Here is a 26160-nt window from a genome sequence, read left to right on the forward strand (position 1 = left end):
GGCCGGCGGGAACCCTGCAGCCATGTCTACCTACCGAGTGATCAACCCGCACGGCGAGGTCGTGGCCACCAAGGAGATCGGCAACGCCGACGACGCACACGCGTGGTTCGTCGATAACAAGGCCGACAAAACCGAGCTCGGCTGGCGGATGGAAGTCGATATCGACGGCGACTGGCGATTCTTCGACCAGACCGACGGGGACGGGGCTTAGCGGGTTTGTCGGGTTTGTCCGCCGACCTGCCCGGCAACCCGACAAGTATGCAATCCGACCGCTTCCGCCAATTGTTGGACACGCCTGGACCGTTCGCGTCGATCTATTTCGAGGACTCACACGACACGCATGACGCCGCCGATCAGTTGGAGCTCAAGTGGCGCGGGCTGCGCGAACAACTCGAGCAGCAGGGCGTGGCCGATTCCGTGACCGCCGACATCGAGCAGGCCGTGCTGGAGCTGCGCCCACCGATCGGCCGAAGCGGGCGCGCGGTGATCGCCGGCGCAACGGGCGTGGTGGTCAACGAACATCTGTTGCGCCCCACCAGCACCCCGGTGGTGCGCGTCTCCGAACTGCCCTACATCGTTCCCATCGTCGAACATGGCTTCGACCCACCGAACTACGTGCTGGTCGAGGTCGACCACACCGGCGCTGACATCACCGTGCGCAGCCACGGCACCCTGCGCTCGGAAACCGTCGACGGCGGCGGTTATCCCGTCCACAAAGCCGCCGGCGCGGAGACGGCGGGATATGGCGACCCGCAGTTGCGCACCGATGAAGCCGCGCGCAAGAACGTGCGCGCCGTCGCCGACCGCGTCACCGAATTGGTCGACGAGACCGGCATCGACGCGTTCTTCGTGGTCGGCGAGGTGCGATCACGCTCCGACCTGCTGGCGGCCCTCCCGGAACGGGTACTCGGCCGGGCGGTGCCGCTGAAGGTTGGTGCGCGCCACAGCGGGTACGGCCTCGACGAGGTGCAGGGCGCCATCGAGTCCTGGTTCGTCCGGCGCCGACTCCGGGCGATCGACGATGCCGCCGAACGATTCGGCGCCGAGATCGGCCGCCGGTCCGGACGCGCCGCGGAGGGTCTGGGCGCCGTCTGTTCGGCGTTGCGGCAGGGGGCGGTCGACACGCTCATCGTCGGCGACATCGGAGACGCCACGGTGGTCGCCGACGAGACACTGAGCAGCTTCGCCCCCAACGCGGACGTGCTTTCCGAGCAGGGGGCCGCGCCGGCCAAGACGCTGCGCGCCGACGAGGCGTTGCCGCTGCTGGCGATCTCGGTCGGGGCCTCGCTGGTACGCACCGACGAGCGGTTGGCTCCCACCGACGGGGTTGCCGCGGTGCTTCGGTATGCGCCGACGCTGCACTGAACGGCGGTGTCCGGGTTACCTGGATTCACGACATCGTTCGCAGCAGGCGCCGTAAGCGCAGCGCGAGGTCGAGTTCGGTTGCCGAGCTGGTGGTATGCAGATCGACATCGAGCAGCGTTTCGATCCGTTGCAATCGCTGCTGGACGGTGTTGGTGTGGACGTGGAGATGTTGGGCCGCCGCCCGGATGCTGCGGTCTCGGTCCAGGTAGGCCTCGAGGGTCGGGATGAGACTCGTGTGACGATCGGTGTCGTGCTCTTCCAGTGCACCCACGCGGCGATGCACGAAGTCGCTCAGCTGGGCGCGGTCGGGGTTGGCCAGCAGTAGTCCTACGAAGCCGAGGGTGTCGATGGTGGCCGGGCCGTGTCCGGTCAGCGTGTCTTGGGCCGTGGCGCAGTCCAGCGCTGCTGCGTAGTGCTGCTCGATGTCGCTCGGTCGGGTAGCGGGACCCGAGGCGCCAACCGCTACGAGCAGTCCGGCCTCGTTGAAGGCGGTGGCGACATCGGTTGCCGCGGCGTGTGGGTCGGCCAGCGGAAGGATGGCGACGAGGTGGCCGTCTATCTCGCCGGAAAGCCCGCCGACTCGGTGCGCGTGTCCGCGAAATAGTGAGCGGGTCTGACGTCGGCGATCGGACAGCGTCGACGTGACGAGGACGACGTTCGGCCTGCTGAGCTCCAGGCCCAGGCTCGCAGCCTGTCGGTCCACATTATCGAGCCGTCGACCGCGGACCAGGTCGGTGACCAGGTCGGCAGACGAGCGGAACTGGGCCTCGGAGATGGCGTGCATGGTGGCCAGGAGCAGGGCGGTCGCGGTCGCCGCGCGCTCCAATAGCAGGTGTTCCATGTCGAGGAGATCATCGCGTTCGACGACCAGCACCGCGAGCGGCTCACCGCCGGAATGGGCAGAAGCTGCCCACAGCGGCGCCCCGCCCTCACCTGTGACATGCGCGGTCCGGCCACCGGCAGCGATTCTGTCGAGGTCGCCGCGAGCTATCACGGGCCGCCACGACAAAGGCGCCGCGGCGAGGAGCACACCCTGCGGGTCGAGCACGGCGGCCTTCGCTCCCAGTAGTTCGTTCATGGTTTCGGCGACCGCGTCGATCCCAGTTCCTGGTAGCAGCAGGGCCAACAGCCGGTCATGAGCCTGAGCACCCCATTCGAGCTGAGAATTCACCCGGCTGAAGTTCTCGTTCGCTTCCTCGAGCGCGATGCGAGACCGGCGTGCTTCTTCGTGACGGCGGGCCGCCGAGACGGCCACGGCTGCCAAAGAAGCGAGCGATGTCAGCAGGTCGACTTGTTCGTCGGTGACGCTGACGGGCCGCCGCCAGCTCACCATGAGCACTCCGAGCGGCTCCTGCTTGTCGAGCATCGGCGCTCCAGCCATCGTGACGAGATGGTCTGCTCGAACTGAGGCGTCGCCGGACGGATCATGTTCGATGGCAGGGTCGCTCAGATAATCCTTCGTGACGTAGGGGCTCCGAAGACGCAGCACAAGTCCGGTGAATCCCGCTCCGGCGGGTGTGTGCTGAAGACGGAACGTCTCCGTGCGGGCGCCAGTGGTCGCGCGGATGGTCGAGAACTGCTCGCCGCGATCCACGAGGTTGAGATGGGCGACCTGGCTGCCGATCAGATCGCGAGTCGCCTCGACGATGACAGCGAGCAATTCCTCTAAAGCAGCGGTGCCCAGCAGCCGCTGCGCCGTCTGCAACAGCCGGTACAGCTCGGTCTCCCGGCGAAAGTAACCGGCGTAGTCGGACCGGATGCCCTCGATCGGTGCCTGCAACGAGGAAAGATCCGGCTGTTCACCCGCCTGCGTCAAGCTGTCGGCCAGTCGTGCGATCGCCCGCGTGGTATCGCTCGCGGCGGCTCCGGCCCGGCAGGAATCCAGAAGTGCAGCGATGTCCGCCACGACCGTGGACATGTGTGTGTGAACCTATCCAGATCCATTGAATAATAGTTTTACAACTATATTGCAGGCGTCATGGCCGCCGTAGGTTTGTGCCTCATGACGCATGACAGTTCGCATGGCCAATCTCCTTCGGCGACCGGTCCCGCCAAGTACCTTCCGCTCGAGGGCATCCGCGTCCTCGACCTCACCCGGGCGCTGTCGGGTCCGTTCTGCACCACGCTCCTGGGCGACCTCGGCGCCGACATCATCAAGGTCGAGCCGACCGGCGGCGACATGATCCGCCGCTGGGGGCCGCACGATCGAGGCACCAGCCTCTACCACGTCTCGGTCAACCGCAACAAGCGCTCCATCTCCCTCGATCTCCGTTCGGAAGACGGCAGGGCCGTGCTGCGCCGGCTGGCCGAGCACGTCGACGTGATCGTGGAGAACTTCCGTCCCGGCATCCTGGCGGACATCGGCCTCGACGCCGACTGGCTCGACCGGCACGCGCCGGGCGCCATCGTCGCCAGTGTCAGCGGGTTCGGGAGTAGCGGACCGCTGCACCGTGAACCCTGCTTCGACCAGATCATCCAGGGCATGGGCGGCCTGATGTCGCTCACCGGCGAGCCGTCCCGTGACGGGGTGCGGGTGGGCCTGCCGATCGTCGACCTCCTCACCGGCATGTTCGCCGCCGTCGGCGTTGCGGCGGCGCTGGCCGGGCGTACCCGGGGTATTACGACCCGCGCCGTCGGCACCTCCATGCTCGAGAGCGTCCTGGCGGTCCTCACCTTCCAGGCGCAGAATTACCTGTCCAACGGCATCGTCCCCGAACGCGTCGGGAACTCCCATCCGGTCCTGGCACCCTGCGGCGTGTTCCAGACCGCCGACCACGCGATCAACATCGCCGCAGGCACCCAGGCCCACTTCGAGCGGCTCTGCCGGCTGGTCGGCCGCGAGGATCTGATCAACGATCCGCGCTTCTGCGACAGCCCGAGCCGGCTGCGCCATCGCGAGGAACTCGACGCCGTCATCGCCGGGGCTCTGGCCACGGCGGACTCGGCGCATTGGGTCCGCCTGCTCCGTGAGGCCGACATCCCGGCCGGGCCGGTCCACGACATGGCGGGCGTGTTTGCCGACCCGCAGGTGCGCGCGGTCGACGTCGTCGAGAGCGTCAACCACCCCAGCCTCGGCACCGTAAACCTCGTCCGTGGCCCCCTGCACATCGACGACCAGCCGTGCTCCGTGCGGCTGGTGCCTCCCCTGCTCGGCGAGCACAGCAGAGAGATCCTGCGCGAGTTCGGTGTGTCCGAGACCGAGATCGCCGGTCTGGTCGCCGACGGTGTGCTGCTCGCACACGGCGAGATGGCCGAGGTCACCCGATGAGCGAGATCCGGTGGAAGATCGACGGTCCGCTGGCCACGGTGACCGTCTCGCGCCCGAATAAGCGCAACGCCCTGACCGCAGCGATGTGGACCGCGATCGCTGAACTGGTCCCGGAGCTCGCCGAGACCGACGGGGTCCGGCTGATCGCGCTGCGGGGGGCCGGCGGCTACTTCTCCGCGGGGGCCGACCTCGCCGACGTGCTCGCCGCGACCAGTGATCTCGACGCCGCGACCGCGTACTGCCGGATCGTCGTCGGGGCATTGGCCGCCGTCGCCACCTGCCGGATCCCGACGATCGCCGCCGTCGACGGCCTCGCGGCGGGCGGCGGCGTCGAGCTGGCTCTGGCGGCGGACAACCGGATCGCGACTGCCCGCAGCACGTTCCGGCTGCCGTTCGGCGCGCTGGGGGTTGTCCCCGATGGCATCACACTGCGCAGGCTGACCACCATCGTCGGCGATGCGACCGCCCAATGGATGATGCTGACCGGCCGGCCGATGGACGCGGCGAATGCGCTGCGCACCGGGCTGATCGACGACCTGGTCACGGACGTGCCGCTCGACACCGTTCGCCGCATCGCCGAATCCGTGGCCAACCACTGCTTCCCAGCCCTGCTGCGAACGCGGGAACTGGTCAAACCCACGCTCGACGCCGCACGGATCGAGCGCGACGCCGAGGAGATGGCGCGCTCATTCGTGTCGGGACACGTCCGGGAAGCCGTCGTCCGCTTCACCGAGGAACGTTTCCGCTGCGCCGAATCCGCGGCAAGTACCACCGCGAGCTAGGAACCGCCATGTCGGTCCCCCGTCGCCGAACGGCCCCAAGCTCCGGTGCCAAACTCGCAAACCGCCCCAAATGGCGGTGGCGGAGGGATTTGAACCCCCGGACGGTTTTAGCCGTCTCTCGCTTTCAAGGCGAGTGCATTAGGCCGCTCTGCCACGCCACCGCTGCTTAGGGTAGCGGTTGTAGCGTGGCCCTCATGCGTGCCATCGTCGCCGAATCGGCGGAGCAACTGGTTTGGCAGGAAGTGCCCGATGTCTGCGTGGGCCCGGGCGAGGTGCTGGTCAAGGTCGCCGCGGCCGGGGTCAACCGCGCCGACGTGTTGCAGGCGGCCGGAAAGTATCCGCCGCCGCCGGGCGCCAGCGAGACCATCGGTATGGAGGTCAGCGGCACGGTGGCCGACGTGGGTTCCGGTGTCTCGGATTGGGCAGTGGGACAAGAGGTTTGCGCGCTGCTGGCGGGCGGTGGCTACGCCGAGTACGCCGCCGTTCCGGCCGGCCAGGTGATGCCGCTTCCACCGAAAGTCGGTCTGGTCGACGCCGCAGCACTTCCCGAAGTCGCCTGCACGGTGTGGTCGAACCTGGTGATGACCGCCCATCTGAGCCCGGGTCAGCTGCTACTGATCCACGGCGGCGCCAGCGGCATCGGCACCCACGCGATCCAGGTCGGACGCGCTCTGGGCGCCCGGGTGGCGGTCACCGCGGGGACGCCGGAAAAGCTGGAACTCTGTCGCGAGCTCGGGGCGCAGATCACCATCAACTATCACGGCGAGGACTTCGTCGCGCGCCTCAAACAGGAAACGCCCGGCGCCGACGTGATCCTCGACATCATGGGCGCGGCCTATCTGGACCGCAATATCGACGCCCTGGCCGTCGACGGTCAACTGGTGGTCATCGGCATGCAGGGCGGGGTCAAGGCGGAGCTCAACCTGGGCAAGTTGCTCACCAAACGGGCCCGGATCATCGGCACCACGCTGCGGGCCCGGCCGGTCACCGGTCCGAACAGCAAGAGCGCCATCGCGTCGGCGGTGACGGCCTCGGTCTGGCCGATGATCGGCAACGAGCGGGTTCGTCCGATCATCGGCACCCGCCTGCCTATCCAACAGGCGGCGCAGGCGCATCAGCTGATGTTGTCGGGCAAGACGTACGGCAAGATCCTGCTGACCGTCTAGCCCGACTCAGCCCAGGGACGCCAGCGCGCGCACCAGCTGGTCCACTTCGGCCGTCGTCGAATAGTGAGCCAGCCCGACGGTCACCGCGCCGCCCACGTCATTGGCGCCCAACACGTCCAGCGCACGGGAGTTGGCATTCGCGATCGCCAGGATGCCGTTGTCGGCCAGGCGCTGTACCACCCGATCGGCGGGCACGTCCTGAAATGCGAAGCTCAGCACCGGTATCCGCGCTTCCGGGCGGCCGATCAGGATCACCAACGGCAACGACCGCAACGACACCATCAAGTAGTCGAAGATCCGGTTCAGGTAGGCCGACGCCGAATGCATCGACACCGACAGGCGTTCGCGGCGAGTCCCGCGAGCCGACTCGTCCAGGGAGGCCAGGTATTCGATGCTGGCGACCACGCCGGCCAGCAGCCCGAACTGGTGCCCGCCGATTTCCAGCCGCGCCGGACCCGTGGCATACGGATTCGTCGACACCGAGGCGAAGGTGTTCAGCAGCGCCGGCTCACGGAAAACCATCGCCCCGACCGGCGGCCCGCCCCAGCCGACGGCGTTGACCGCCACCACGTCGGCCTCGGTTTCCTTGATGTCGATCAGCCGGTACGGGGCGGCGGCGGAATGGTCGACCACCACCAGACCGCCGACGTCGTGGACCAGCTTGGTCATCGCCCGCAGGTCGGTGACCGCGCCCAGCGTCCCCGACGCCGAGGTGACCGCCACCAACCGGGTCGACTTGCTGATCAGGCTCTCCCACTGCCACGTCGGCAGCTCACCGGTCTCGATGTCGACCTCGGCCCACTTCACCTTGGCGCCGTAGCGGTGGGCCGCCCGCAGCCACGGCGCGATGTTGGCCTCGTCGTCGAGGCGGCTGACGATGATCTCGTAGCCCAAGCCGGCGCGCGAGGACGACGCCTCCGACAACGACGACAACAGCACCGCGCGATCGGCGCCCAGCACCACGCCGCCCGGATCGCCGTTGACCAGATCGGCCACCGCCTCACGCGCGGCATCCAACACGGCGGCGCTGCGTCTCGCCGAGGGGTGCGCACCCGCCATGCTGGCGGCAGACCGGCGAAATGCCGTCGACACCGTGGTCGCGACGGAGTCGGGGATCAGCATGCCGGCCGGCGCGTCGAAGTGCACCCATCCGTCACCCAGCGACGGGTGCAACCCCCGCACCCGGGCGACGTCATATGGCATGCCAGCCACCCTAATGCTCTCGCTATATCTGCAAATTGGTGACGGTCGTGGGCGCCCCATCGACGTTGTAGCCGTTACGGCTTCCCGAGCCAGGACACCCGGCCAGCCATACTAGTCCAGTGAGCTTGTGGTTCGGAACGCTGATCGCATTGGTATTGCTGATCGCGCCCGGGGCAATCGTCGCACGGATCGCTCAGCTGAACTGGCCCACCGCTATCGCGGTGGGCCCGCCGCTGACATACGGCGTCATCGCCCTGGCGATCCTGCCCTACGGCGCGCTGGGCATCCCGTGGAACGGCTGGACGGCACTGCTGGCCCTGGCCGTCGTGGCCGCGGTGGTCACCGGCCTTCAACTGGTGCTCGGCCGCTTTCGGGACCCGGACGCCGAGGCGCGGTCGGTCGGTCGCGGTCCGGCGCTGACGGTCGCGGCCGGGGTGCTGTTGGGGGTGCTGTTCATCAGCTGGGCGGCCTATCGCGGGATCCCGCACTGGCAGTCCATCCCCAGCACCTGGGACGCGGTGTGGCACGCCAACACCGTGCGCTTCATCCTCGACACCGGCCAGGCGTCGCCGACCCATATGGGCGAGCTGCGCAACGTCGAAACCCACGCGCTGCTGTACTACCCGTCGGTGTTCCACGCGCTGGCGGCGGTGTTCTGTCAGCTCACCGGCGCCGCAGCCACCACCGGTTACACGCTGAACTCGCTGGCCGCAGCGATCTGGCTGTTTCCGGTGAGCGCGGCGGTACTGACCTGGCGGGTGCTGCGCTCCCGGTTGGCCGAATGGCCAGCCACCTCGGCCTCCGCGGAGTGGCTAACCGCCGGGGCTGCCGCCACTGCGGCGGCATTGTCGGCGTCGTTCACCGCGGTGCCCTATGTCGAGTTCGACACGGCGGCGATGCCCAACCTCGCCGCCTACGGGGTCGCGGTACCCACCATGGCGCTGATCACCTCGACGTTGCGCCACCGCGACCGGATCCCGGTGGCCGTGCTGGCGTTCGTGGGTGTCTTGTCGGTGCACATCAGCGGCGGCGTTGTCGTCGTGCTGTTGGTGTCGGCCTGGTGGCTGTTCGAGGCGCTGTGGCGTCCGGTCCGCGGCCGGCTGGCCGATCTGCTGACCCTGGCCGGCGTGGCGGTGATTTCCGGGCTGATCATGTTGCCGCAGTTCCTCAGCGTCCAGCAGCAGGAAGACATCATCGCCGGGCACTCGTTCCTCACCTACCTGAGCAAGAAACGTGGCCTGTTCGACGCCGTTTTCCAGCACTCCCGCCACCTCAACGACTTCCCGGTGCAGTACGCCCTGATTGTGCTGGCCGCCATCGGCGGGTTCATGCTGCTGGTCAAGAAGATCTGGTGGCCGCTGGCGGTGTGGTTGCTGCTGATCGTGATGAACGTCAACGCCGGCACCCCGCTGGGCGGTCCGATCGGAGCGGTGGCCGGCGGGCTCGGCGAATTCTTCTACAACGACCCGCGCCGGATAGCGGCGGCCACCACACTGCTGCTGATGCTGATGGCCGGCATCGCCGTGTTCACGCTCGTCATGCTGGCGGTGGCCGGCGCGAAACGACTGACCCATCGGTACCGGACGCTGCCCCAGTCCTTCTGGACCTCGGTCACCGCCGCGCTGCTGATAGCGATCTGCCTGGTCAGTACCTGGCATTACTTTCCGCGGCACCGCTTCCTGTTCGGCGACAAGTACGACTCGGTGATGATCGACCAACGCGACCTCGACGCCATGGCCTACCTGGCGACCCTGCCCGGCGCACGCGACACCCTGATCGGCAATGCCAACACCGACGGCACCGCGTGGATGTACGCGGTGGCCGGCCTGCACCCGCTATGGACCCACTACGACTACCCCGTGCAGCAGGGCCCCGGCTACCACCGGTTCATCTTCTGGGCCTACGCGCGCAATGGCGATGCCGATCCGCGGGTATTGGAGTCCATCAAGGCGCTCAATATCCGCTACATCCTGACCAGCAGCCCGACGGTCCGGGGGTTCGCCGTTCCCGACGGACTAGTCTCTCTGGAGAAATCGCCGTCGTGGAAGAAGATTTACGACAACGGCGGAGCCCGGATTTTCGAGTGGCGCGGGCAGGGCTTGACGACGCACTCCTAGTCGACGCGTAAGAGGATGGTGACTGGATTGACTACCGGCAACGACGACCAAGATGTCGAGGGCGTCGAGATCATCGGTGGCGAACCGCGGTTCATGGCGATAGCCGAAGACGACTCCGACGAACGTTCGCTGACCGACCTCGTCGAACAGCCCGCCAAGGTGATGCGAATCGGCACCATGATCAAGCAACTGCTCGAGGAGGTCCGTGCCGCGCCGCTGGACGAGGCCAGCCGCAACCGGCTCCGCGATATCCACGCCATCAGCATCCGCGAGCTCGAAGACGGCCTGGCGCCCGAGCTGCGCGAGGAACTCGACCGGCTGACGCTGCCGTTCAGCGAGGACGCCGCGCCTTCGGACGCCGAATTGCGGATCGCGCAGGCACAGCTGGTCGGCTGGTTGGAAGGTCTGTTCCACGGCATCCAGACCGCGTTATTCGCCCAGCAGATGGCTGCCCGCGCGCAGCTGGAGCAGATGCGCCAGGGCGCGCTGCCCCCCGGCGTCGGCAAGCCGGGTCACGGCCACGGCCACGGCACCGGACAGTACCTGTAGACCGTGTCCAAGGGTCCGCACATCGAGACGCGCGATGCGTGGGTGGAGTTTCCCATCTTTGACGCCAAATCGCGTTCCCTGAAGAAGGCCTTCCTGGGCAAGGCTGGCGGCGCGATCGGCCGCAACAGCTCCAACGTCGTCGTCATCGAGGCGTTGCGGGACATCACCATGTCGCTCGAACTCGGCGACCGGGTGGGCCTGGTCGGCCACAACGGAGCCGGGAAATCGACTCTGCTGCGCCTACTTTCAGGCATTTACGAGCCGACGCGCGGCTGGGCGAAGGTCACCGGCCGGGTCGCGCCGGTCTTCGATCTGGGCATCGGCATGGACCCCGAGATCTCCGGCTACGAAAACATCATCATCCGCGGCTTGTTCCTGGGTCAGACCCGAAAGCAGATGCAGGCCAAGGTGGACGAGATCGCCGAGTTCACCGAGTTGGGCGAGTATCTGTCGATGCCGCTGCGCACCTATTCCACCGGTATGCGGGTGCGGCTGGCGATGGGCGTGGTGACTAGCATCGACCCGGAGATACTGTTGCTGGACGAAGGCATCGGCGCGGTGGACGCCGAATTCCTCAAGAAAGCCCAGTCGCGGTTGCAGAGCCTGGTCGACCGTTCCGGAATCCTGGTGTTCGCAAGCCATTCCAACGAATTTCTGGCCCGCCTGTGCAAGACCGCGATGTGGATCGACCACGGCGTCATCAAACTGACCGGCGGTATCGAAGACGTGGTGCGTGCCTACGAGGGTGCGGACGCGGCCCGGCACGTGCACGACGTGCTGGCCGAGACGGCGAACACCGGCATAGCGCAACAGCCGCTGGCGCAACAAGTGTCCGGGGATGAGTGAGTTCATCGTTGCCGTCGTGGTCACCCACCGGCGCCTCGATGAACTCGCCGTGTCGCTGGAGGTGCTGAGCACCCAGACCCGGGCGCCGGATCACCTGATCGTCGTCGACAACGACGCCGACGACCGGGTCCGCGATTTGGTTGCGGCCCAACCGATCCCCACCACGTACCTCGGTTCGCGCCGAAACCTGGGCGGCGCAGGCGGTTTCGCTCTCGGCATGTTGCACGCGCTGGCGCTGGGCGCCGATTGGGTGTGGCTGGCCGACGACGACGGACAGCCGCAGGACACCGGCGTGCTCGAGACGCTGCTGGCATGCGCCGAGAAATACGGCCTGGCCGAGGTGTCGCCGATGGTGTGCAACATGAACGACCCGCAGCGCCTGGCGTTTCCGCTGCGGCGCGGCCTGGTATGGCGAAGGCGCACCAGCGAATTGCGCACCGAACCGGGGCAGGAGTTGCTTCCCGGGATCGCGTCGCTGTTCAACGGGGCACTGTTTCGGGCCGCCACGTGCGAGGCAATCGGAGTGCCCGACCTGCGGCTGTTCATCCGCGGCGACGAGGTGGAGATGCACCGCCGGCTGGTTCGATCCGGCCTGCCGTTCGGCACCTGCCTGGACGCGGCGTACCTGCACCCGTGCGGGTCCGACGAGTTCAAGCCGATCCTGGGCGGCCGCATGCACACCCAATACCCCGACGACCCCGGCAAGCGGTTCTTCACCTACCGCAACCGCGGCTACGTGTTGTCGCAGCCGGGTCTGCGTAAGCTGCTGCCGCAGGAGTGGCTGCGGTTCGGCTGGTTCTTCCTGGTGACCCGCCGCGACCTCAAAGGCCTGCTGGAATGGATTCGGTTGCGTCGCTTGGGCCGCCGCGAGAAGTTCGGGCGGCCTGATCTGGGAGGGTCGTGATGACGTTCATCGACGCTCAAGCTAGCTTCAAAGCGCAGTCGCGCACACTGGCCCGCGCCCGCGCCGATCTGATCGACGGGTTCCGCCGTCACGAGCTGTGGCTGCACCTGGGCTGGCAGGACATCAAGCAGCGCTACCGTCGTTCGGTGTTGGGCCCGTTCTGGATCACCATCGCCACCGGAACCACCGCGGTCGCGATGGGCGGGCTGTATTCCAAGCTGTTTCACCTCGAGTTGTCGGAGCATCTGCCCTACGTCACGCTCGGGCTGATCATCTGGAACCTGATTAACGCCGCCATCCTCGACGGCGCCGATGTGTTCGTCTCCAACGAGGGCCTGATCAAGCAACTGCCGACACCGTTGAGCGTGCACGTGTATCGGCTGGTGTGGCGGCAGATGATCTTGTTCGCCCACAACATCGTGATCTATCTGGTGGTGGCGGTCATCTTCCCCAAGCCGTGGTCGTGGGCGGATCTGTCGGTGATTCCGGCATTGGGGCTGATTGTGCTCAATTGCGTATGGGTGTCACTGTGTTTCGGCATCCTGGCCACCCGCTACCGCGACATCGCCCCGCTGCTGTTCTCGGTGGTGCAGCTGCTGTTCTTCATGACCCCGATCATCTGGAACGACGACACCCTGCGCCAGCAGGGCGCCGGGCGGTGGTCGCGCGTCGTCGAACTCAACCCCCTGCTGCACTACCTCGACATCGTGCGGGCCCCGCTGCTGGGCGCACACCAGGAGTTGCGGCACTGGGTGGTGGTGGTGGTGCTGACCGTCGTCGGCTGGGCGCTGGCGGCGGTTGCCATGCGGCAGTATCGCGCGCGGGTGCCCTACTGGGTTTAGCGGCCACGGTGGCGACGTCGGGTCATCCCGTCGCAACCGCAGCCACGCCCCGGTTAATCTCGGTCGCGATCGGTGACTATGTGCTCAACGGCCTCGACGGCGTTCACGACATGTCATGATGCGGCGGTGAGCTCCTGCTTGCGGGCCCGGACCCCGACCCGGCCCGGGCAACCGGCGTCCGAACGGGCTCCCGGGCGCGGCGCCCGAGCCATCATCGCCCGCCTGGTCCTGGGCAGCACGGCGACACTGTTCATCGAGCTCGTCCTGATCCGCTGGCTGGGGTCGAACGTGCTGCATCTGTCGTACTTCACCAACTTCGTGTTGCTCGGCTCGTTCCTGGGCATCGGCATGGGCTTCTTGATCTCCCGGAAATCCTGGTCGATCCTGCCGCTGTCCAGCGTGCTGCTGATGCTGCTGGTGCTCGCCGTTCAGCTGTTTCCGATCAGATTGAACCGCGGCGGCAGCGACATCATCTACTTCACGTCGGCCAGCCCCAGCGGCCTGCCGGCCTGGATCGTGCTGCCGGCGGTCTTCGTCGCCGTGGCGACGCTGATGGCCGGACCGGGCGAGGTGGTCGGCCGCTGTTTCGGGCAACTCGATGCGCTCACTTGTTACCGCTGGGACTTGATCGGCTCGCTGCTCGGCATCGGCCTGTTCACGCTGCTGTCGTTCCTGCGGGCGTCGTCGGTGGTGTGGGGAACGATCGCCGCCGTCATGCTGGTGACGCTGAACCGGCGCGGATTCAAAGTGGTGACCGCGATCTCGGGCGCCGGGCTGATCCTGGTCCTGCTGGCGGAGTCGATCACGGCCGGCGTCTCCTGGTCGCCGTACTACAAGGTGCAGACCTGGGGGCACCGGTCGTGGGACGGCGCGACGCTGGTGGCGATCTCGGTCAACGGCATCCCGCACCAGGTGATGGCGCCCGCGGACTGGATTCTCAGCCAGTCCGCTCCGACATACCAGCAGTACCGGGTGCCCTATGAGCGGACGAACACGCTGCGCCTGGATAACGTGCTCATCGTCGGGGCGGGGTCGGGGTCTGATGTCGCCATTGCACTGTCCAAGGGGGCCAAGCACGTCGACGCGGTGGACATCGACCCGCGTCTCGTGCAGATCGGCGTCGGGCGCAACCCCGACCGGGCTTACGCGGACCCGCGCGTCACCGTGCACATCAACGACGGCCGGGCCTTCCTGCAATCTACCGACGCCACCTACGACCTGATCCTGTTCGCGCTGCCGGACTCGCTGGCTCTGGTCAACGGCGCCTCGCAGATTCGCCTGGAATCGTTCCTGTTCACCGATCGCGCGCTACGGACGGCCTACGAGCACCTCAAGCCGAGCGGGGTGTTCGCGATGTACAACGCCTACCGCCAGCCCTGGCTCATCGACCGGCTGGCCGAGACGGCGGCCGCCGCGTTCGGACATCGGCCGTGCGTCGACCAGATGGCCAGTCACCGTGCGGTGATCACCGTCGCGGTCGATCCGGCCAATCAGAAGTGCGCCGCGCCGTACGCACCGCCGAGCGAGGTCGTCGCGCCCGCCACCGACGACCGCCCGTTCCTCTACTACAAGGGCGGCGCGATCCCGGCCATGTATCTGTGGGCGCTGGCCGGAATCATGCTGATCACGCTGCTCGCGGTTCGGCTGCTGGGCGGGTCGTTTCGATCGATGCGGTCCTACGTCGACCTCTTCTTCATGGGCGCCGCGTTCCTGCTACTGGAGACGAAAAACATCGCCACCTTCGCGCTGCTGTTCGGCACCACCTGGCTGGTGAATGCGCTGGTCTTCGCCTGCGTGCTGGTGATCGTCCTGGCGGCCGTCGAGACCACCCGGAAATTCCGCACTCCGCCGCTTCCGGTGGTGTGGGGGACCATCGTCGCGTCCCTGGCGATGGCGTACGTGATCGACCCGGCCTGGTTGCTGAGTTGGCCGTTCTGGCCGCGACTGGTGGTGGCCTGCGTGATCGGATTCCTGCCGATTTACCTGGCCAACATCGCCTTTGCCAAACGCTTCGCCGCCACCGAGCACGCACAGTCGGCGTTCGCCATCAATCTGCTGGGTTCCATTCTCGGGGGCTGCCTCGAATATGGCGCCCTGGTCACCGGCTACCGCAATCTGCTGATCGTCGTCGGGGTGCTCTACCTGCTCGCGTTCGTGCTGACCCCGAAACGGGACGGCGCGCTGGTCACCGTCTGACCCCGGCCGCCTTGCACCGCCGGCCTTGCGAAACCCCGGCTTCTCAACTGATCCCGGATTCGGCTGACAATTCCCGGTTTTCAGTACGCGCGTTCGAATAAGGTCGGTGTTTGCGGGTATGACGCGAGGGACGCAACCAATGGAAATACCTGTTAGGAAAGTTCTCGTCGCGGTAGTCGCCGCCGGTCTCGCCTTCGGTGGCTGCACGACGGCCTCCGCGGCGCCGACGCCCGATGCGTTCCTGGCCTATCTGCCGTCGGCACTCGCTATCCGGCCAGGGTGGTCGGCCCCGAGATTGCCTAACCCGGTTCCTGACGGCTGCCCGTCCGAGTCACCGGCGACGGTGGCCCGGCCACCCGCGCGCAGCCTGCCCTGGGCCGCTTGAAGGGCAGCAGCGCGTCTTCGGTGCCCGATCGTCAACCGCAGCGGAACTGAGCCATCAAGGGCGGCAACGATTCCCGACCCGATAACGATACCGGGGCCGCCGGATCGGTTTCGGAGTCGATATTGATGCGCGGCAGCGGTTTGTCGCGCGCGGCCGGCAAAACTCGACGCCGTGCCCCCTGAGGGAGCAGGATGCCTTCGTGAGCGACGCCGCGGTGATCGGTTGCGTGGGGACGCTGATCGTGGCGACCAGAGGCGCAGACGGTCCCGGCGAGGTCATACTTTCGGTGCGGGGCACCAGGGAGGCATTCCTGGCCCGCTCTGACGAACCGTTGCCGAAGGGGACCAGCGTGCTGGTGGTCGGGGTTCGGGGCGCGAGAACGGTCATCGTCGAGCCCTGGACCCAGATGGTGTCAACCGAACTTTTCTCCTAGAAACCGTGAAAGTGTAAGGAGTCCAACGATGCTCGGTTACAAGGTGCCCGCTCCCGACGAGGCGATGCTGATCTCCGGCGGCAAGGCCAAGGGCAACGTCCCCTTCCGGGTCGTCACCGGCCACGGCGCCTTCGTCGTCCCCTTCTTCCGAAAGGCCGCCTTCCTGACGTTGGCCATGTGCGAGTCCGAGGTCGCCGAAAAGTGCGTCACCCAGCAAGGCATCACGCTCAACGTCCGCGCCGTGATCGCGTTCAAGGTGGGCAACGACACCGAGAGCATCATCGCTGCCGCGCAACGGTTCCTGTCCGAGCAAGACCAGATGTCGGTGCTCACCGGCCGGATCTTCGCCGGTCACCTGCGCTCGATCATCGGCTCTATGACCGTCGAGGAGATCATCCGCGAGCGCCAGAAGCTGGCCACCGAGGTGCTCGACGGCTCCAAGGAAGAGATGGCCCGGATCGGTCTGACCGTCGACGCGCTGCAAATCCAGTCCATCGACGATGACGGACTCGGCTACATCGATGCGATGTCGGCACCGCATAACGCCGCGATCCAGCAGCAGGCCCAGATCGCTCAGGCACAGGCCAACCAGGCGGCCGCCGAAGCCGAGCAGGAATCGCAGCGCAAGCAGGCCGAGTTCGCCCGGCAAACCGCCATCGTCAAGGCGCAATACAAGGCCGAGATCGACAAGGCACAAGCCGAGGCCGCGCAGGCCGGTCCACTGGCCGAAGCCCAGGCCCAGCGAGAGGTGCTGGAAATGCGCACCGAGTTGGCCCAACGCGCCGCCGAATTGCGGCAGCAGGAATTGGTCGCCGAAGTGGTCAAGCCGGCGGAGGCCGAAGCCGAACGGGTCCGGATCCTGGCCGTCGTCGACGCGGAGAAAATGAAGATCCAGGCCGAAGCGGCGGCGTCGCACAATCGGGTGGCGCTGGACCGGATGCTCATCGACCAGCTGCCGGTGATCGTGGAGAAGGCCGCCCGCGGCCTGGCCGGGGCGAATCTGACCGTGCTCAACGGCGCCGAAGGCCTCAGCCAGGTGGCCGCCGGGCTGGTTTCGCAGGGTGTGGCCATCTTCGAAGCGCTGCGCGGCGGAACGCTGGACTACGACGAGGACTCGGACAACGTGGTGTCGCCGCTCACCAGCGGCGCCAAAGAGGGTGCGTAACCACCTGATCGGCACGCCGCATCGGGCGGCACGGCCGCCCGAGGGTTAACGGCGCGAATAACCGGCTATATCCGCTTGGCGAATATCAGTGACGGCCGGGCTTTCGTGGTGTAACACTGAAACGCCGCGATTCCGATGTGCAATCGGCGCGCGGCACCTACCGGCAACCTGGGGCGAAAGGTCTGCGGACGTGAGCGAGGAAGTCCAATCAACGGGGCTGGCGGAAGCGGCGCGCGATCACCTCGCCGCCGAGCTGGCCAGGCTGCGGCAACGCCACGACCGCCTCGAGATCGAGGTCAAGAATGACCGAGGCATGGTCGGTGACCACGGGGACGCCGCCGAGGCGATCCAGCGCGCCGACGAGCTGGCCGTCCTCGCCGACCGGATCAACGAACTGGACCGGCGGCTCAAGTCCGGGCCGCTGCGCGACACCGGGTCCGACACACTGCCCGGTGGCACCGAGGTGACGTTGCGGTTTCCCGACGGTGAGGTCGTCACGATGCACGTGATCTCCATCATCGAAGAGAGCCCCGAAGGCCACGAAGCGGAAACGCTGACCGCCAACAGCCCGCTCGGTCAGGCGCTCGCCGGGCGTCAACCCGGCGACACCGTCACCTACTCCACCCCCCGGGGGCCCAGTCAGGTCGAGCTGATCGCAATGAAGTTGCCCACCTGATCGGCTGACGCACCGGAAACCGAAGGTACCCGAGGCGCTGGCCCGCCCGGCTAGACTTCCCCCCGATGATCCCGCCCGAGCCTGATGCCGCGCCCACGCGCGAGCACCATCAGCACCTGCATCTGACGACCCAGATGGTGCGTTTCGTCGTCACCGGCGGTTTCGCGGCGATCGTCGACTTCAGCGTCTACGTGGCGCTCTACAAAGGGGTGGGCCTGCAGGTTGACCTGTCGAAGTTCATCAGCGTCGTGGTCGGCACCATCACCGCCTACCTGATCAACCGCCGATGGACCTTCCAGGCCTCGCCGAGCAGGGCGCGGTTTGCCGCGGTCATGGGCCTTTACGGGGTCACCTTCGCGGTGCAGGTCGGGCTCAACCATCTGTGCCTGGCGCTGTTGCACTACCGGGGGTGGGCGATACCCGTCGCGTTCGTGATAGCGCAGGGCACCGCCACGGTGATCAACTTCGTCGTGCAACGAGCGGTGATCTTCCGGATCCGCTGAGCGGACTGCGGCCGGATCGATACCGCCACTGCACGCTCGATCGAGCTACCTCCGGTGACGGACGTCGGCGTCCCGCGGCGCCACCGCCGGAGGCGGTACCCTCTTTGACGATGTCGAGCAACGCCAGTTCCACCACCCCCACCCGGCTGACCGGGTGGGGCCGCACCGCGCCATCGGTGGCCGACGTGCTGCGCACGCCGGATCCCGAAGTGATCGCCAAGGCGGTGGCCCAGGCGGCCGACTCCGGTGCCCGGGGCGTGATCGCCCGCGGGCTCGGCCGGTCCTATGGCGACAACGCGCAAAACGGCGGCGGACTGGTGATCGACATGTCCGCGCTGAACAACATCCACTCGATCAGCGCCGACAGCAAGATGGCCGATGTCGACGCCGGCGTCAACCTCGATCAGCTGATGAAGGCCGCCCTGCCGTTCGGGCTGTGGGTGCCGGTGTTGCCGGGTACCCGGCAGGTGACGGTCGGCGGCGCGATCGCCTGCGACATTCACGGCAAGAACCACCACAGTGCGGGCAGCTTCGGCAACCACGTGCGGTCGATGGAGCTGCTGCTGGCGACCGGCGAGATCCGGCGGGTCGCCCCGGATGGTGATGAGGCCGAGTTGTTCTGGGCTACCGTCGGCGGCAACGGGCTGACCGGGATCATCTTGCGCGCCACCATCGAGATGACACCCACCGAGACCGCGTATTTCATCGCCGACGGTGACGTCACCGCCGACCTGGACGAAACCATCGCCCTGCACAGCGACGGCAGCGAAGCCAACTACACCTACTCGTCCGCCTGGTTCGACGCGATCAGTGCACCCCCGAAGCTGGGCCGGGCCGCGGTATCCCGCGGCTCGCTGGCCAGGCTCGAGCAGCTGCCGGAGAAGCTGCGCCGCAATCCGTTGAAATTCGATGCGCCCCAACTGCTGACGTTCCCCGACGTGTTCCCCAACGGGCTGGCCAACAAGTACACCTTCGGGCCGATCGGCGAGCTGTGGTACCGCAAGTCCGGCACCTACCGCGGCAAGATCCAGAACCTCACGCAGTTCTACCACCCGCTGGACATGTTCGGTGAATGGAACCGCGCTTACGGTCCGGCGGGTTTTCTGCAGTACCAGTTCGTGATTCCCACCGAGGCGGTCGACGAGTTCAAAAAGATCATCCGCGACATCCAGGCCAGCGGCCACTACTCGTTTCTCAACGTGTTCAAGTTGTTCGGCCCCGGCAACCGGGCACCGCTGAGCTTCCCGATCCCGGGCTGGAACATCTGCGTCGACTTCCCGATCAAGGCCGGGCTCAACGGGTTCGTCAGCGAACTCGACCGCCGGGTACTGGAATTCGGCGGCCGGCTCTACACCGCCAAGGATTCCCGCACCACCGCCGAAACCTTCCACGCCATGTATCCGCGCATCGACGAATGGATTGCCGTGCGCCGCAAGGTCGACCCGCTGCGGGTGTTCGCCTCCGACATGGCCCGACGTTTGGAGCTGCTCTAAATGGTGCTTGATGCCGTGGGGAACCCCCAGTCCATCCTGCTGCTGGGCGGCACGTCCGAAATCGGCCTGGCCATCTGCGAGCGCTACCTGCGCAACGCCGCGGCCCGCATCGTGCTGGCCTGCCTGCCCGACGACCCTGGGCGCGACGACGCGGTGGCCGCGATGAAGGCGGCCGGCGCGCGGTCGGTGGAACTCGTCGACTTCGACGCGGTGGACACCGAAAGCCACCCGAAGGTGATCGAGCAGTGCTTTGCCGAGGGCGACATAGACGTGGCCATTGTCGCTTTCGGCCTGCTCGGGGACGCCGAAGAGCTATGGCAGAACCAGCGCAAGGCGGTGCAGATCGCCGAGATCAACTACACCGCGGCGGTTTCGGTGGGCGTGCTGCTGGCCGAGAAGATGCGCGCCCAGGGCTTCGGCCAGATCATCGCGATGAGCACCGTGGCCGGCGAACGGGTGCGCCGGTCCAACTTCGTCTACGGCTCCACCAAGGCCGGCCTGGACGGCTTCTACCTGGGATTGTCAGAGGCATTGCGCGAGTACGGAGTTCGGGTTCTGGTGATCCGGCCGGGCCAGGTCCGTACCCGGATGAGCGCGCATATCAAGGAAGCTCCGCTGACCGTCGACAAGGAGTACGTCGCCAACCTCGCGGTGACCGCGGCCGCAAAAGGTAAGGAATTGGTTTGGGCGCCAGCAGCATTCCGTTACGTGATGATGGTGTTGCGACACATCCCGCGAAGCATCTTCCGCAAACTGCCCATCTGAGCATGCCGGGCGCCCGCAACGCGCTGGCCACTATTGGCCAGATGGCCCTGGCAGCGCTGGTGGCTGTGGTCGTAGCCGTGGTGGCACTGAACGCTATTTCGCGGGTGCAGTGGCCGGCTTACCCGTCGTCCAACCAATTGCATGCGCTGACCACCGTCGGCCAGGTCGGCTGTCTGGCCGGGCTGCTCGCCGTCGGCTGGGTGTGGCGCTCCGGGCGGCTTCGCCGGCTGGCGCAGCTGGGCGGGTTGGTGCTGGTGTCAGCGTTCACCGTGGTGACGCTGGGCATGCCGCTGGGCGCCACCACCCTGTACCTGTTCGGCATCTCCGTCGACCAGCAGTTCCGCACCGAATACCTGACCCGGCTCACCGACAGCCCCGCCCTGCAGGACATGACCTACCTCGGGCTGCCGCCGTTCTACCCGCCCGGCTGGTTCTGGATCGGCGGCCGCGCCGCCGCGCTGACCGGCACACCCGCCTGGGAGATGTTCAAACCTTGGGCGATCATCTCGATCACCGTCGCGGTGGCGGTGGCGTTGGTGCTGTGGTGGCGGCTGATCCGCTTCGAATACGCGCTGCTGGTCACCATCGCCACGGCGGCGGTAACGCTGGCCTACAGCTCGCCGGAGCCGTACGCGGCGATGATCACCGTGCTGTTGCCGCCGGTGCTGGTGTTGACCTGGTCGGGGCTGCGCGCCGGCGATCGCCGCCGCGAGCGTGACGCCACAGTCACACCCGACGCCGAGCGTGACGCCACAGTCACACCCGGCCTGCCGACGAAGGCCGGTTGCGCCGCCGTCGTCGGCGCCGGCGTCTTCCTGGGTTTCGCGGCGACCTGGTACACGCTGCTATTCGCCTACAGCGCGTTCACTGTCGCGCTGATGGCGCTGCTGCTGGCCGGGTCCCGGTGGCGGCGGGACGGCCTCAATGCGGCCCTCGACCCGCTGCGCCGGCTGACCGTCATCGCCGTCATCGCCGCCGCCATCGGCTCCAGCACCTGGCTGCCGTATCTGCTGCGGGCGGCCCGCGACCCGGTCAGCGACACCGGCAGCGCCCAGCATTACCTGCCGGCCGACGGCGCCGAACTGACCTTCCCGATGCTGCAGTTCTCGCTGCTGGGCGCGCTGTGCCTGTTGGGCACCCTATGGCTGGTGGTCCGGGCGCGGTCGTCGACCCGGGCCGGCGCGCTGGCCATCGGTGTGCTGGCCGTCTACCTGTGGTCGCTGCTGTCGATGCTGACCACGCTGGCGCGCACCACGCTGCTGTCCTTTCGGCTGCAGCCGACGTTGACCGTGCTGCTGGCCGCGGCGGGCGTGTTCGGCTTCGTCGAGGCGGCACAAGCGCTGGCCGTGAGGCGGCACGCGGTGCTCCCGGTCGTCGGCGCCATCGGACTGGCCGGCGCGATCGCGTTCAGCCAGGACATTCCCGACGTGCTGCGGCCCGACCTGACCGTCGCCTACACCGACACCGACGGCCACGGCCAGCGCGGTGACCGGCGCCCACCCGGCTCCGAGAAGTACTACCCGGCGGTCGACGCGGCCATCCGAAAGGTCACCGGCAAACCGCGCGATCAGCTCGTGGTGCTCACCGCCGACTACAGCTTTCTGTCCTACTACCCCTATTGGGGGTTCCAGGGGCTGACGTCGCACTACGCCAACCCGCTGGCGCAGTTCGACAAGCGCGCCGCCCACATCGAGAGCTGGGCCAAGCTCAAGACCGCCGGCGAGTTCATCGCCGCCCTGGACAAGCTGCCCTGGCCGGCGCCGACGGTGTTCCTGATGCGCCGCGGCCCCGGCAATACCTACACCCTGCGGCTGGCCGAAGACGTCTACCCCAATCAGCCCAACGTCCGTCGCTACACCGTGGACCTGAAGTCCGCGCTCTTCGCCGACCCGCGTTTCAGCGTCGACACCATAGGCCCCTTCGTCCTGGCCATTCGCAAACCGACGGCGGGCCCCTGATGGCCACCGAAACCGCACCGGGCGCGCTGCAACAATTACCATCTACCTCCGTGAGCGACGCGGGAGCAAACTACCGGATCGCTCGGTTCGTCGCCGCGGTCGCAGGCCTGCTCGGGACCATCCTGGCGCTGGCCACCCCGCTGCTGCCGGTCAAGCAGACCACCGCGCAACTGAACTGGCCGCAAAGCGGCACCTTCACCAGCGTCGAGGCGCCGCTGATCGGCTATGTGGCCACCGAACTCAACATCGCCATCCCCTGCCGAGCCGCCGCCGGACTGGCCGGGCCGCAGAACACCGGCAAGACCGTGCTGTTGTCGACGGTGCCCAAGCAGGCCCCCAATGCCGTCGACCGCGGGCTGCTCATCCAGCGCGCCAACGACGACCTGGTGCTGGTGGTGCGCAATGTCCCGGTGGTCAGCGCTCCGCTGAGCCAGGTGTTGAGCCCCGCATGTCAGCAGTTGACGTTTACCGCCCACGCCGACAAGGTGGCCGCCGAATTCGTGGGGCTCAAACAGGGTCCCAACGCCGAACATCCCGGCGAAGCGCTGCGCGGGGAGCGCGGCGGCTACGACTTTCGACCGCAAATCGTCGGGGTGTTCACCGATCTGTCCGGGCCGACACCGCAGGGCCTGAGCTTCTCGGCGACCGTCGACACCCGCTACAGCAGCGGCCCCACCTCGCTGAAGATGGCCGCGATGATCCTCGGCCTGCTGTCGACCGCCGTCGCCCTGGTGGCATTGCACGTCCTGGACACCGCCGACGGCACCCGCCACCGGCGCATCCTGCCGCAGCGCTGGTGGTCGGTCGGCGGGCTGGACGCCCTGGTCATCGCCGTGTTGGTGTGGTGGCACTTCGTCGGCGCCAACACCTCCGATGACGGCTACATCCTGACCATGGCCCGGGTGTCCGAACACGCCGGCTACATGGCGAACTATTACCGCTGGTTCGGCACACCCGAGGCACCCTTCGGCTGGTACTACGACCTGCTGGCAATGTGGGCGCACGTCAGCACCGCAAGCGTCTGGATGCGGCTGCCCACCCTGGCGATGGCCCTGACGTGCTGGTGGCTGATCAGCCGCGAGGTCATCCCCCGTCTCGGCCACGCCGTCAAACACAGCCGCGCCGCGGCGTGGACGGCGGCGGGCATGTTCCTGGCGGTGTGGCTGCCGCTGAACAACGGCCTGCGGCCGGAGCCGATCATCGCCCTGGGCATCCTGCTCACCTGGTGTTCGGTGGAGCGCGCGGTGGCCACCAGCCGGCTGCTGCCGGTGGCGATCGCCTGCATCCTCGGTGCGCTGACGCTGTTTTCCGGACCCACCGGCATCGCCTCGATCGGCGCGCTGCTGGTCGCCATCGGGCCGCTGCGGACCATCCTGCACCGGCGCTACAAGCAGTTCGGCGCGCTGCCGCTGCTGGCGCCGCTGCTCGCCGCGGCCACCGTCACCGCGATCCTGATCTTCCGCGACCAGACGTTTGCCGGCGAGGCCCAGGCCAGCATGCTCAAGCGTGCCGTCGGCCCCAGCCTCAAGTGGTTCGACGAACACATCCGCTACGAGCGGCTGTTCATGGCCAGCCCCGACGGGTCGGTGGCCCGCCGCTTCGCGGTGCTGGCGCTGGTCGTCGCGCTCGCCGTCGCGGTGGCAATGTCGTTGCGCAAAGGGCGAATTCCGGGCACGGCCGCCGGCCCCAGCCGCCGCATCATCGGGATCACCATCATCTCGTTCCTGGCGATGATGTTCACCCCGACGAAATGGACCCACCACTTCGGGGTGTTCGCCGGGCTGGCGGGCTCACTGGGGGCGCTGGCCGCGGTCGCGGTGACCGGGGCGGCGATGCGGTCCCGACGCAACCGCACCGTGTTCGCCGCCGTGGTGATCTTCGTGATGGCGCTGTCCTTCGCCAGCGTCAACGGCTGGTGGTATGTCTCCAATTTCGGTGTCCCGTGGTCGAATTCGTTCCCGAAGTGGCGCTGGTCGCTCACCACCGCGCTGCTCGAGCTCTCGGTCGTGGTGCTGGTGGTGGCGGCGTGGTTCAACTTCGTCGACACCGACGACGGGCCGCCCAAGACCCGGGTCGGGGCACAGCTGGCCCGGATAATCCAGTCCCCGTTGGCAATTGCGACGTGGCTGCTGGTGACCATGGAAGTCGCGTCGCTGACTCTGGGGATGATTTCCCAGTACCCTGCCTGGTCCGTCGGCCGGTCCAACCTGCAAGCGGTCACCGGCAAGACGTGCGGGCTGGCCGAAGATGTACTGGTGGAGCTCGATCCCGAGGCTGGCATGCTGGCGCCGGTGAGCGCTCCGGTCGCCGACGCGCTGGGCGCCGCCCTTTCAGAAGCGTTCACTCCCAACGGAATTCCCGCTGACGTCTCCGCCGACCCGGTGATGGAACGTCCGGGCGACCGCAGCTTCATCAACGACGACGGGCTGTTCACCGGCACCGAAGCCGGCACCGAAGGCGGCACCACCGCCGCACCGGGGATCAACGGCTCCCGCGCCCGGCTGCCCTTCAACCTGGACCCCGCCCGAACCCCGGTGCTGGGCAGCTGGCGAGCCGGCATCCAGGTCCCGGCGCTGCTTCGGTCGGGCTGGTATCGCCTGCCCCCCAAGGAGGAACGCAACAAGACACCGCTGCTGGTCGTTTCGGCAGCCGGCCGCTTCGACCCTCGTGAAGTCCAGGTGCAATGGGCCACCGACGACCAGGCGGCGTCCGGACACCCCGGCGGCTCGATGAGCTTTGCCGATGTCGGCGCGGTGCCCGCCTGGCGTAACCTACGCGCGCCGCTGTCGGCCATTCCGGACAGCGCCACCCAGATTCGCCTGGTGGCCGACGATGAGGACCTGGCTCCCCAGCACTGGATCGCGTTGACACCGCCGCGTATTCCGCGGCTGCGCACCCTTCAGGACGTGGTGGGCTCCCAGGATCCGGTGTTCCTGGACTGGCTGGTCGGGCTGGCATTCCCATGCCAGCGACCGTTCGGCCACCAAAACGGCGTCATCGAGACACCGAAATGGCGGATCCTGCCGGACCGGTTCGGCGCCGAGGCCAACTCACCCGTTATGGACAAGAACGGCGGCGGCCCGCTGGGCATCACCGAGTTGCTGCTGCGCGCGACGACGGTGGCCAGCTACCTCAAGGACGACTGGTTCCGGGACTGGGGATCGCTGCAGCGGCTGACCCCCTACTACCCCGACGCCGAGCCGGCACGCCTGCGGCTGGGCACGATAACCCGTAGCGGTCTGTGGGATCCCGCGCCGATGCGCAAGGGGTAAGCGGGCAGTCCAGTCCGGGCTCAGGAGCTGGCCTAGGTCGTTGAGAAGTCGGCTGCCAGGATGCGCGCGGCCCTCGCGGTCTGGACTCCCGTCGATGACAGTGAAGTGCACAGAGATGGGGCAGTTCATATGCGCATCGCAGCCGACTGTTTGACCCGGCCATAGCCGTGGCCGCGACGATCGCGACCATGCCGAGCTTGTCGCAGCTGTTGGCCTGGCCCCACCGAACATCTGACTGAAGCGGCGGACTATTGGACCGCTACCGGCGATCG

General features: G+C 67.4%; 21 protein-coding genes and 1 tRNA gene. 19 read left to right on the forward strand and 3 right to left on the reverse strand.

Features of this window, described 5'->3' with window-relative positions; genetic code table 11:
• Positions 1–22: 22 nt before the first annotated feature.
• Both B4U45_RS13345 and B4U45_RS13350 read left to right on the forward strand, forming a co-directional pair.
• Complete coding sequence (locus tag B4U45_RS13345; protein WP_075549815.1) at positions 23–211, forward strand: hypothetical protein; 189 nt, start codon at positions 23–25, stop codon at positions 209–211.
• 47 nt (positions 212–258) lie between these two features.
• Positions 259–1365, forward strand: a complete 1107-nt coding sequence (locus B4U45_RS13350; RefSeq protein WP_083154712.1) for an Rv2629 family ribosome hibernation factor — start codon at positions 259–261, stop codon at positions 1363–1365.
• Between the two features lie 25 nt (positions 1366–1390).
• Here the strand turns inward: B4U45_RS13350 and B4U45_RS13355 are convergent, their stop codons facing one another.
• Positions 1391–3283, reverse strand: a complete 1893-nt coding sequence (locus B4U45_RS13355) for a helix-turn-helix domain-containing protein (protein WP_075549814.1) — start codon at positions 3281–3283, stop codon at positions 1391–1393.
• A gap of 84 nt (positions 3284–3367) precedes the next feature.
• Here B4U45_RS13355 and B4U45_RS13360 point away from each other — a divergent pair, with 84 nt between their 5' ends.
• Together B4U45_RS13360 and B4U45_RS13365 are read left to right on the forward strand one after the other, a co-directional pair.
• Positions 3368–4633, forward strand: a complete 1266-nt coding sequence (locus B4U45_RS13360; protein WP_082275693.1) for a CaiB/BaiF CoA transferase family protein — start codon at positions 3368–3370, stop codon at positions 4631–4633.
• Positions 4630–5415, forward strand: a complete 786-nt coding sequence (locus B4U45_RS13365; protein ID WP_075549813.1) for an enoyl-CoA hydratase/isomerase family protein — start codon at positions 4630–4632, stop codon at positions 5413–5415. Before B4U45_RS13360 ends, B4U45_RS13365 begins: the two co-directional genes overlap by 4 nt.
• A gap of 71 nt (positions 5416–5486) precedes the next feature.
• On the opposite strand, the gene B4U45_RS13370 is transcribed toward B4U45_RS13365, so the two are convergent.
• Positions 5487–5576: transfer RNA gene (locus B4U45_RS13370), tRNA-Ser, on the reverse strand.
• A 33-nt stretch (positions 5577–5609) separates the two neighbouring features.
• On the opposite strand from B4U45_RS13370, the gene B4U45_RS13375 reads away from it, so the two are divergent.
• The gene (locus B4U45_RS13375; protein ID WP_183154936.1) at positions 5610–6581 is read left to right on the forward strand and encodes an NAD(P)H-quinone oxidoreductase; all 972 of its coding nucleotides are present in this window, start codon (positions 5610–5612) and stop codon (positions 6579–6581) included.
• A 6-nt stretch (positions 6582–6587) separates the two neighbouring features.
• On the opposite strand, the gene B4U45_RS13380 is transcribed toward B4U45_RS13375, so the two are convergent.
• Complete coding sequence (locus B4U45_RS13380; RefSeq protein WP_075549811.1) at positions 6588–7784, reverse strand: cysteine desulfurase-like protein; 1197 nt, start codon at positions 7782–7784, stop codon at positions 6588–6590.
• 119 nt (positions 7785–7903) lie between these two features.
• On the opposite strand from B4U45_RS13380, the gene B4U45_RS13385 reads away from it, so the two are divergent.
• From B4U45_RS13385 to B4U45_RS13450, 14 genes are all read left to right on the forward strand, one after another.
• A complete protein-coding gene (locus B4U45_RS13385) occupies positions 7904–9901 on the forward strand; it encodes a DUF6541 family protein (RefSeq protein WP_075549810.1) in 1998 nt (665 codons plus the stop codon).
• A gap of 15 nt (positions 9902–9916) precedes the next feature.
• Positions 9917–10450, forward strand: a complete 534-nt coding sequence (locus tag B4U45_RS13390) for a bacterial proteasome activator family protein (RefSeq protein WP_099224066.1) — start codon at positions 9917–9919, stop codon at positions 10448–10450.
• A gap of 3 nt (positions 10451–10453) precedes the next feature.
• On the forward strand, positions 10454–11296 hold the full coding sequence (gene wzt / locus B4U45_RS13395; RefSeq protein ID WP_075549809.1) for a galactan export ABC transporter ATP-binding subunit Wzt/RfbE: 843 nt from the start codon (positions 10454–10456) through the stop codon (positions 11294–11296).
• Positions 11289–12200, forward strand: coding sequence for a galactofuranosyltransferase GlfT1 (gene glfT1 / locus B4U45_RS13400; RefSeq protein WP_075549808.1), 912 nt, complete (start codon positions 11289–11291; stop codon positions 12198–12200). The genes wzt and glfT1 overlap by 8 nt, the downstream gene beginning before the upstream one ends.
• Positions 12200–13042 (forward strand): galactan export ABC transporter permease subunit Wzm/RfbD, encoded by an 843-nt coding sequence (wzm, locus tag B4U45_RS13405; RefSeq protein ID WP_075549807.1) that lies wholly within the window; start codon positions 12200–12202, stop codon positions 13040–13042. The genes glfT1 and wzm overlap by 1 nt, the downstream gene beginning before the upstream one ends.
• Positions 13043–13168: 126 nt before the next feature.
• On the forward strand, positions 13169–15238 hold the full coding sequence (locus B4U45_RS13410; RefSeq protein WP_198929558.1) for a spermine/spermidine synthase domain-containing protein: 2070 nt from the start codon (positions 13169–13171) through the stop codon (positions 15236–15238).
• 584 nt (positions 15239–15822) lie between these two features.
• Complete coding sequence (locus B4U45_RS13415; protein ID WP_075549806.1) at positions 15823–16056, forward strand: NfeD family protein; 234 nt, start codon at positions 15823–15825, stop codon at positions 16054–16056.
• Positions 16057–16084: 28 nt separating this feature from the next.
• Positions 16085–17221 (forward strand): SPFH domain-containing protein, encoded by a 1137-nt coding sequence (locus tag B4U45_RS13420; RefSeq protein ID WP_075549805.1) that lies wholly within the window; start codon positions 16085–16087, stop codon positions 17219–17221.
• A 190-nt stretch (positions 17222–17411) separates the two neighbouring features.
• Complete coding sequence (locus tag B4U45_RS13425) at positions 17412–17897, forward strand: GreA/GreB family elongation factor (protein ID WP_075549804.1); 486 nt, start codon at positions 17412–17414, stop codon at positions 17895–17897.
• 137 nt (positions 17898–18034) lie between these two features.
• Positions 18035–18400, forward strand: coding sequence for a GtrA family protein (locus B4U45_RS13430; RefSeq protein ID WP_089025174.1), 366 nt, complete (start codon positions 18035–18037; stop codon positions 18398–18400).
• A gap of 110 nt (positions 18401–18510) precedes the next feature.
• Positions 18511–19893, forward strand: a complete 1383-nt coding sequence (gene dprE1, locus B4U45_RS13435; RefSeq protein ID WP_075549802.1) for a decaprenylphosphoryl-beta-D-ribose oxidase — start codon at positions 18511–18513, stop codon at positions 19891–19893.
• Positions 19894–20658 (forward strand): decaprenylphospho-beta-D-erythro-pentofuranosid-2-ulose 2-reductase, encoded by a 765-nt coding sequence (gene dprE2 / locus B4U45_RS13440; RefSeq protein WP_075549801.1) that lies wholly within the window; start codon positions 19894–19896, stop codon positions 20656–20658.
• A gap of 2 nt (positions 20659–20660) precedes the next feature.
• A complete protein-coding gene (locus B4U45_RS13445; RefSeq protein ID WP_075549800.1) occupies positions 20661–22616 on the forward strand; it encodes a galactan 5-O-arabinofuranosyltransferase in 1956 nt (651 codons plus the stop codon).
• The gene (locus B4U45_RS13450; RefSeq protein WP_083154706.1) at positions 22616–25888 is read left to right on the forward strand and encodes an arabinosyltransferase domain-containing protein; all 3273 of its coding nucleotides are present in this window, start codon (positions 22616–22618) and stop codon (positions 25886–25888) included. Before B4U45_RS13445 ends, B4U45_RS13450 begins: the two co-directional genes overlap by 1 nt.
• Positions 25889–26160: the final 272 nt, after the last annotated feature.

This window comes from Mycobacterium persicum, assembly GCF_002086915.1.
GTDB classification, from domain to species: domain Bacteria; phylum Actinomycetota; class Actinomycetes; order Mycobacteriales; family Mycobacteriaceae; genus Mycobacterium; species Mycobacterium persicum.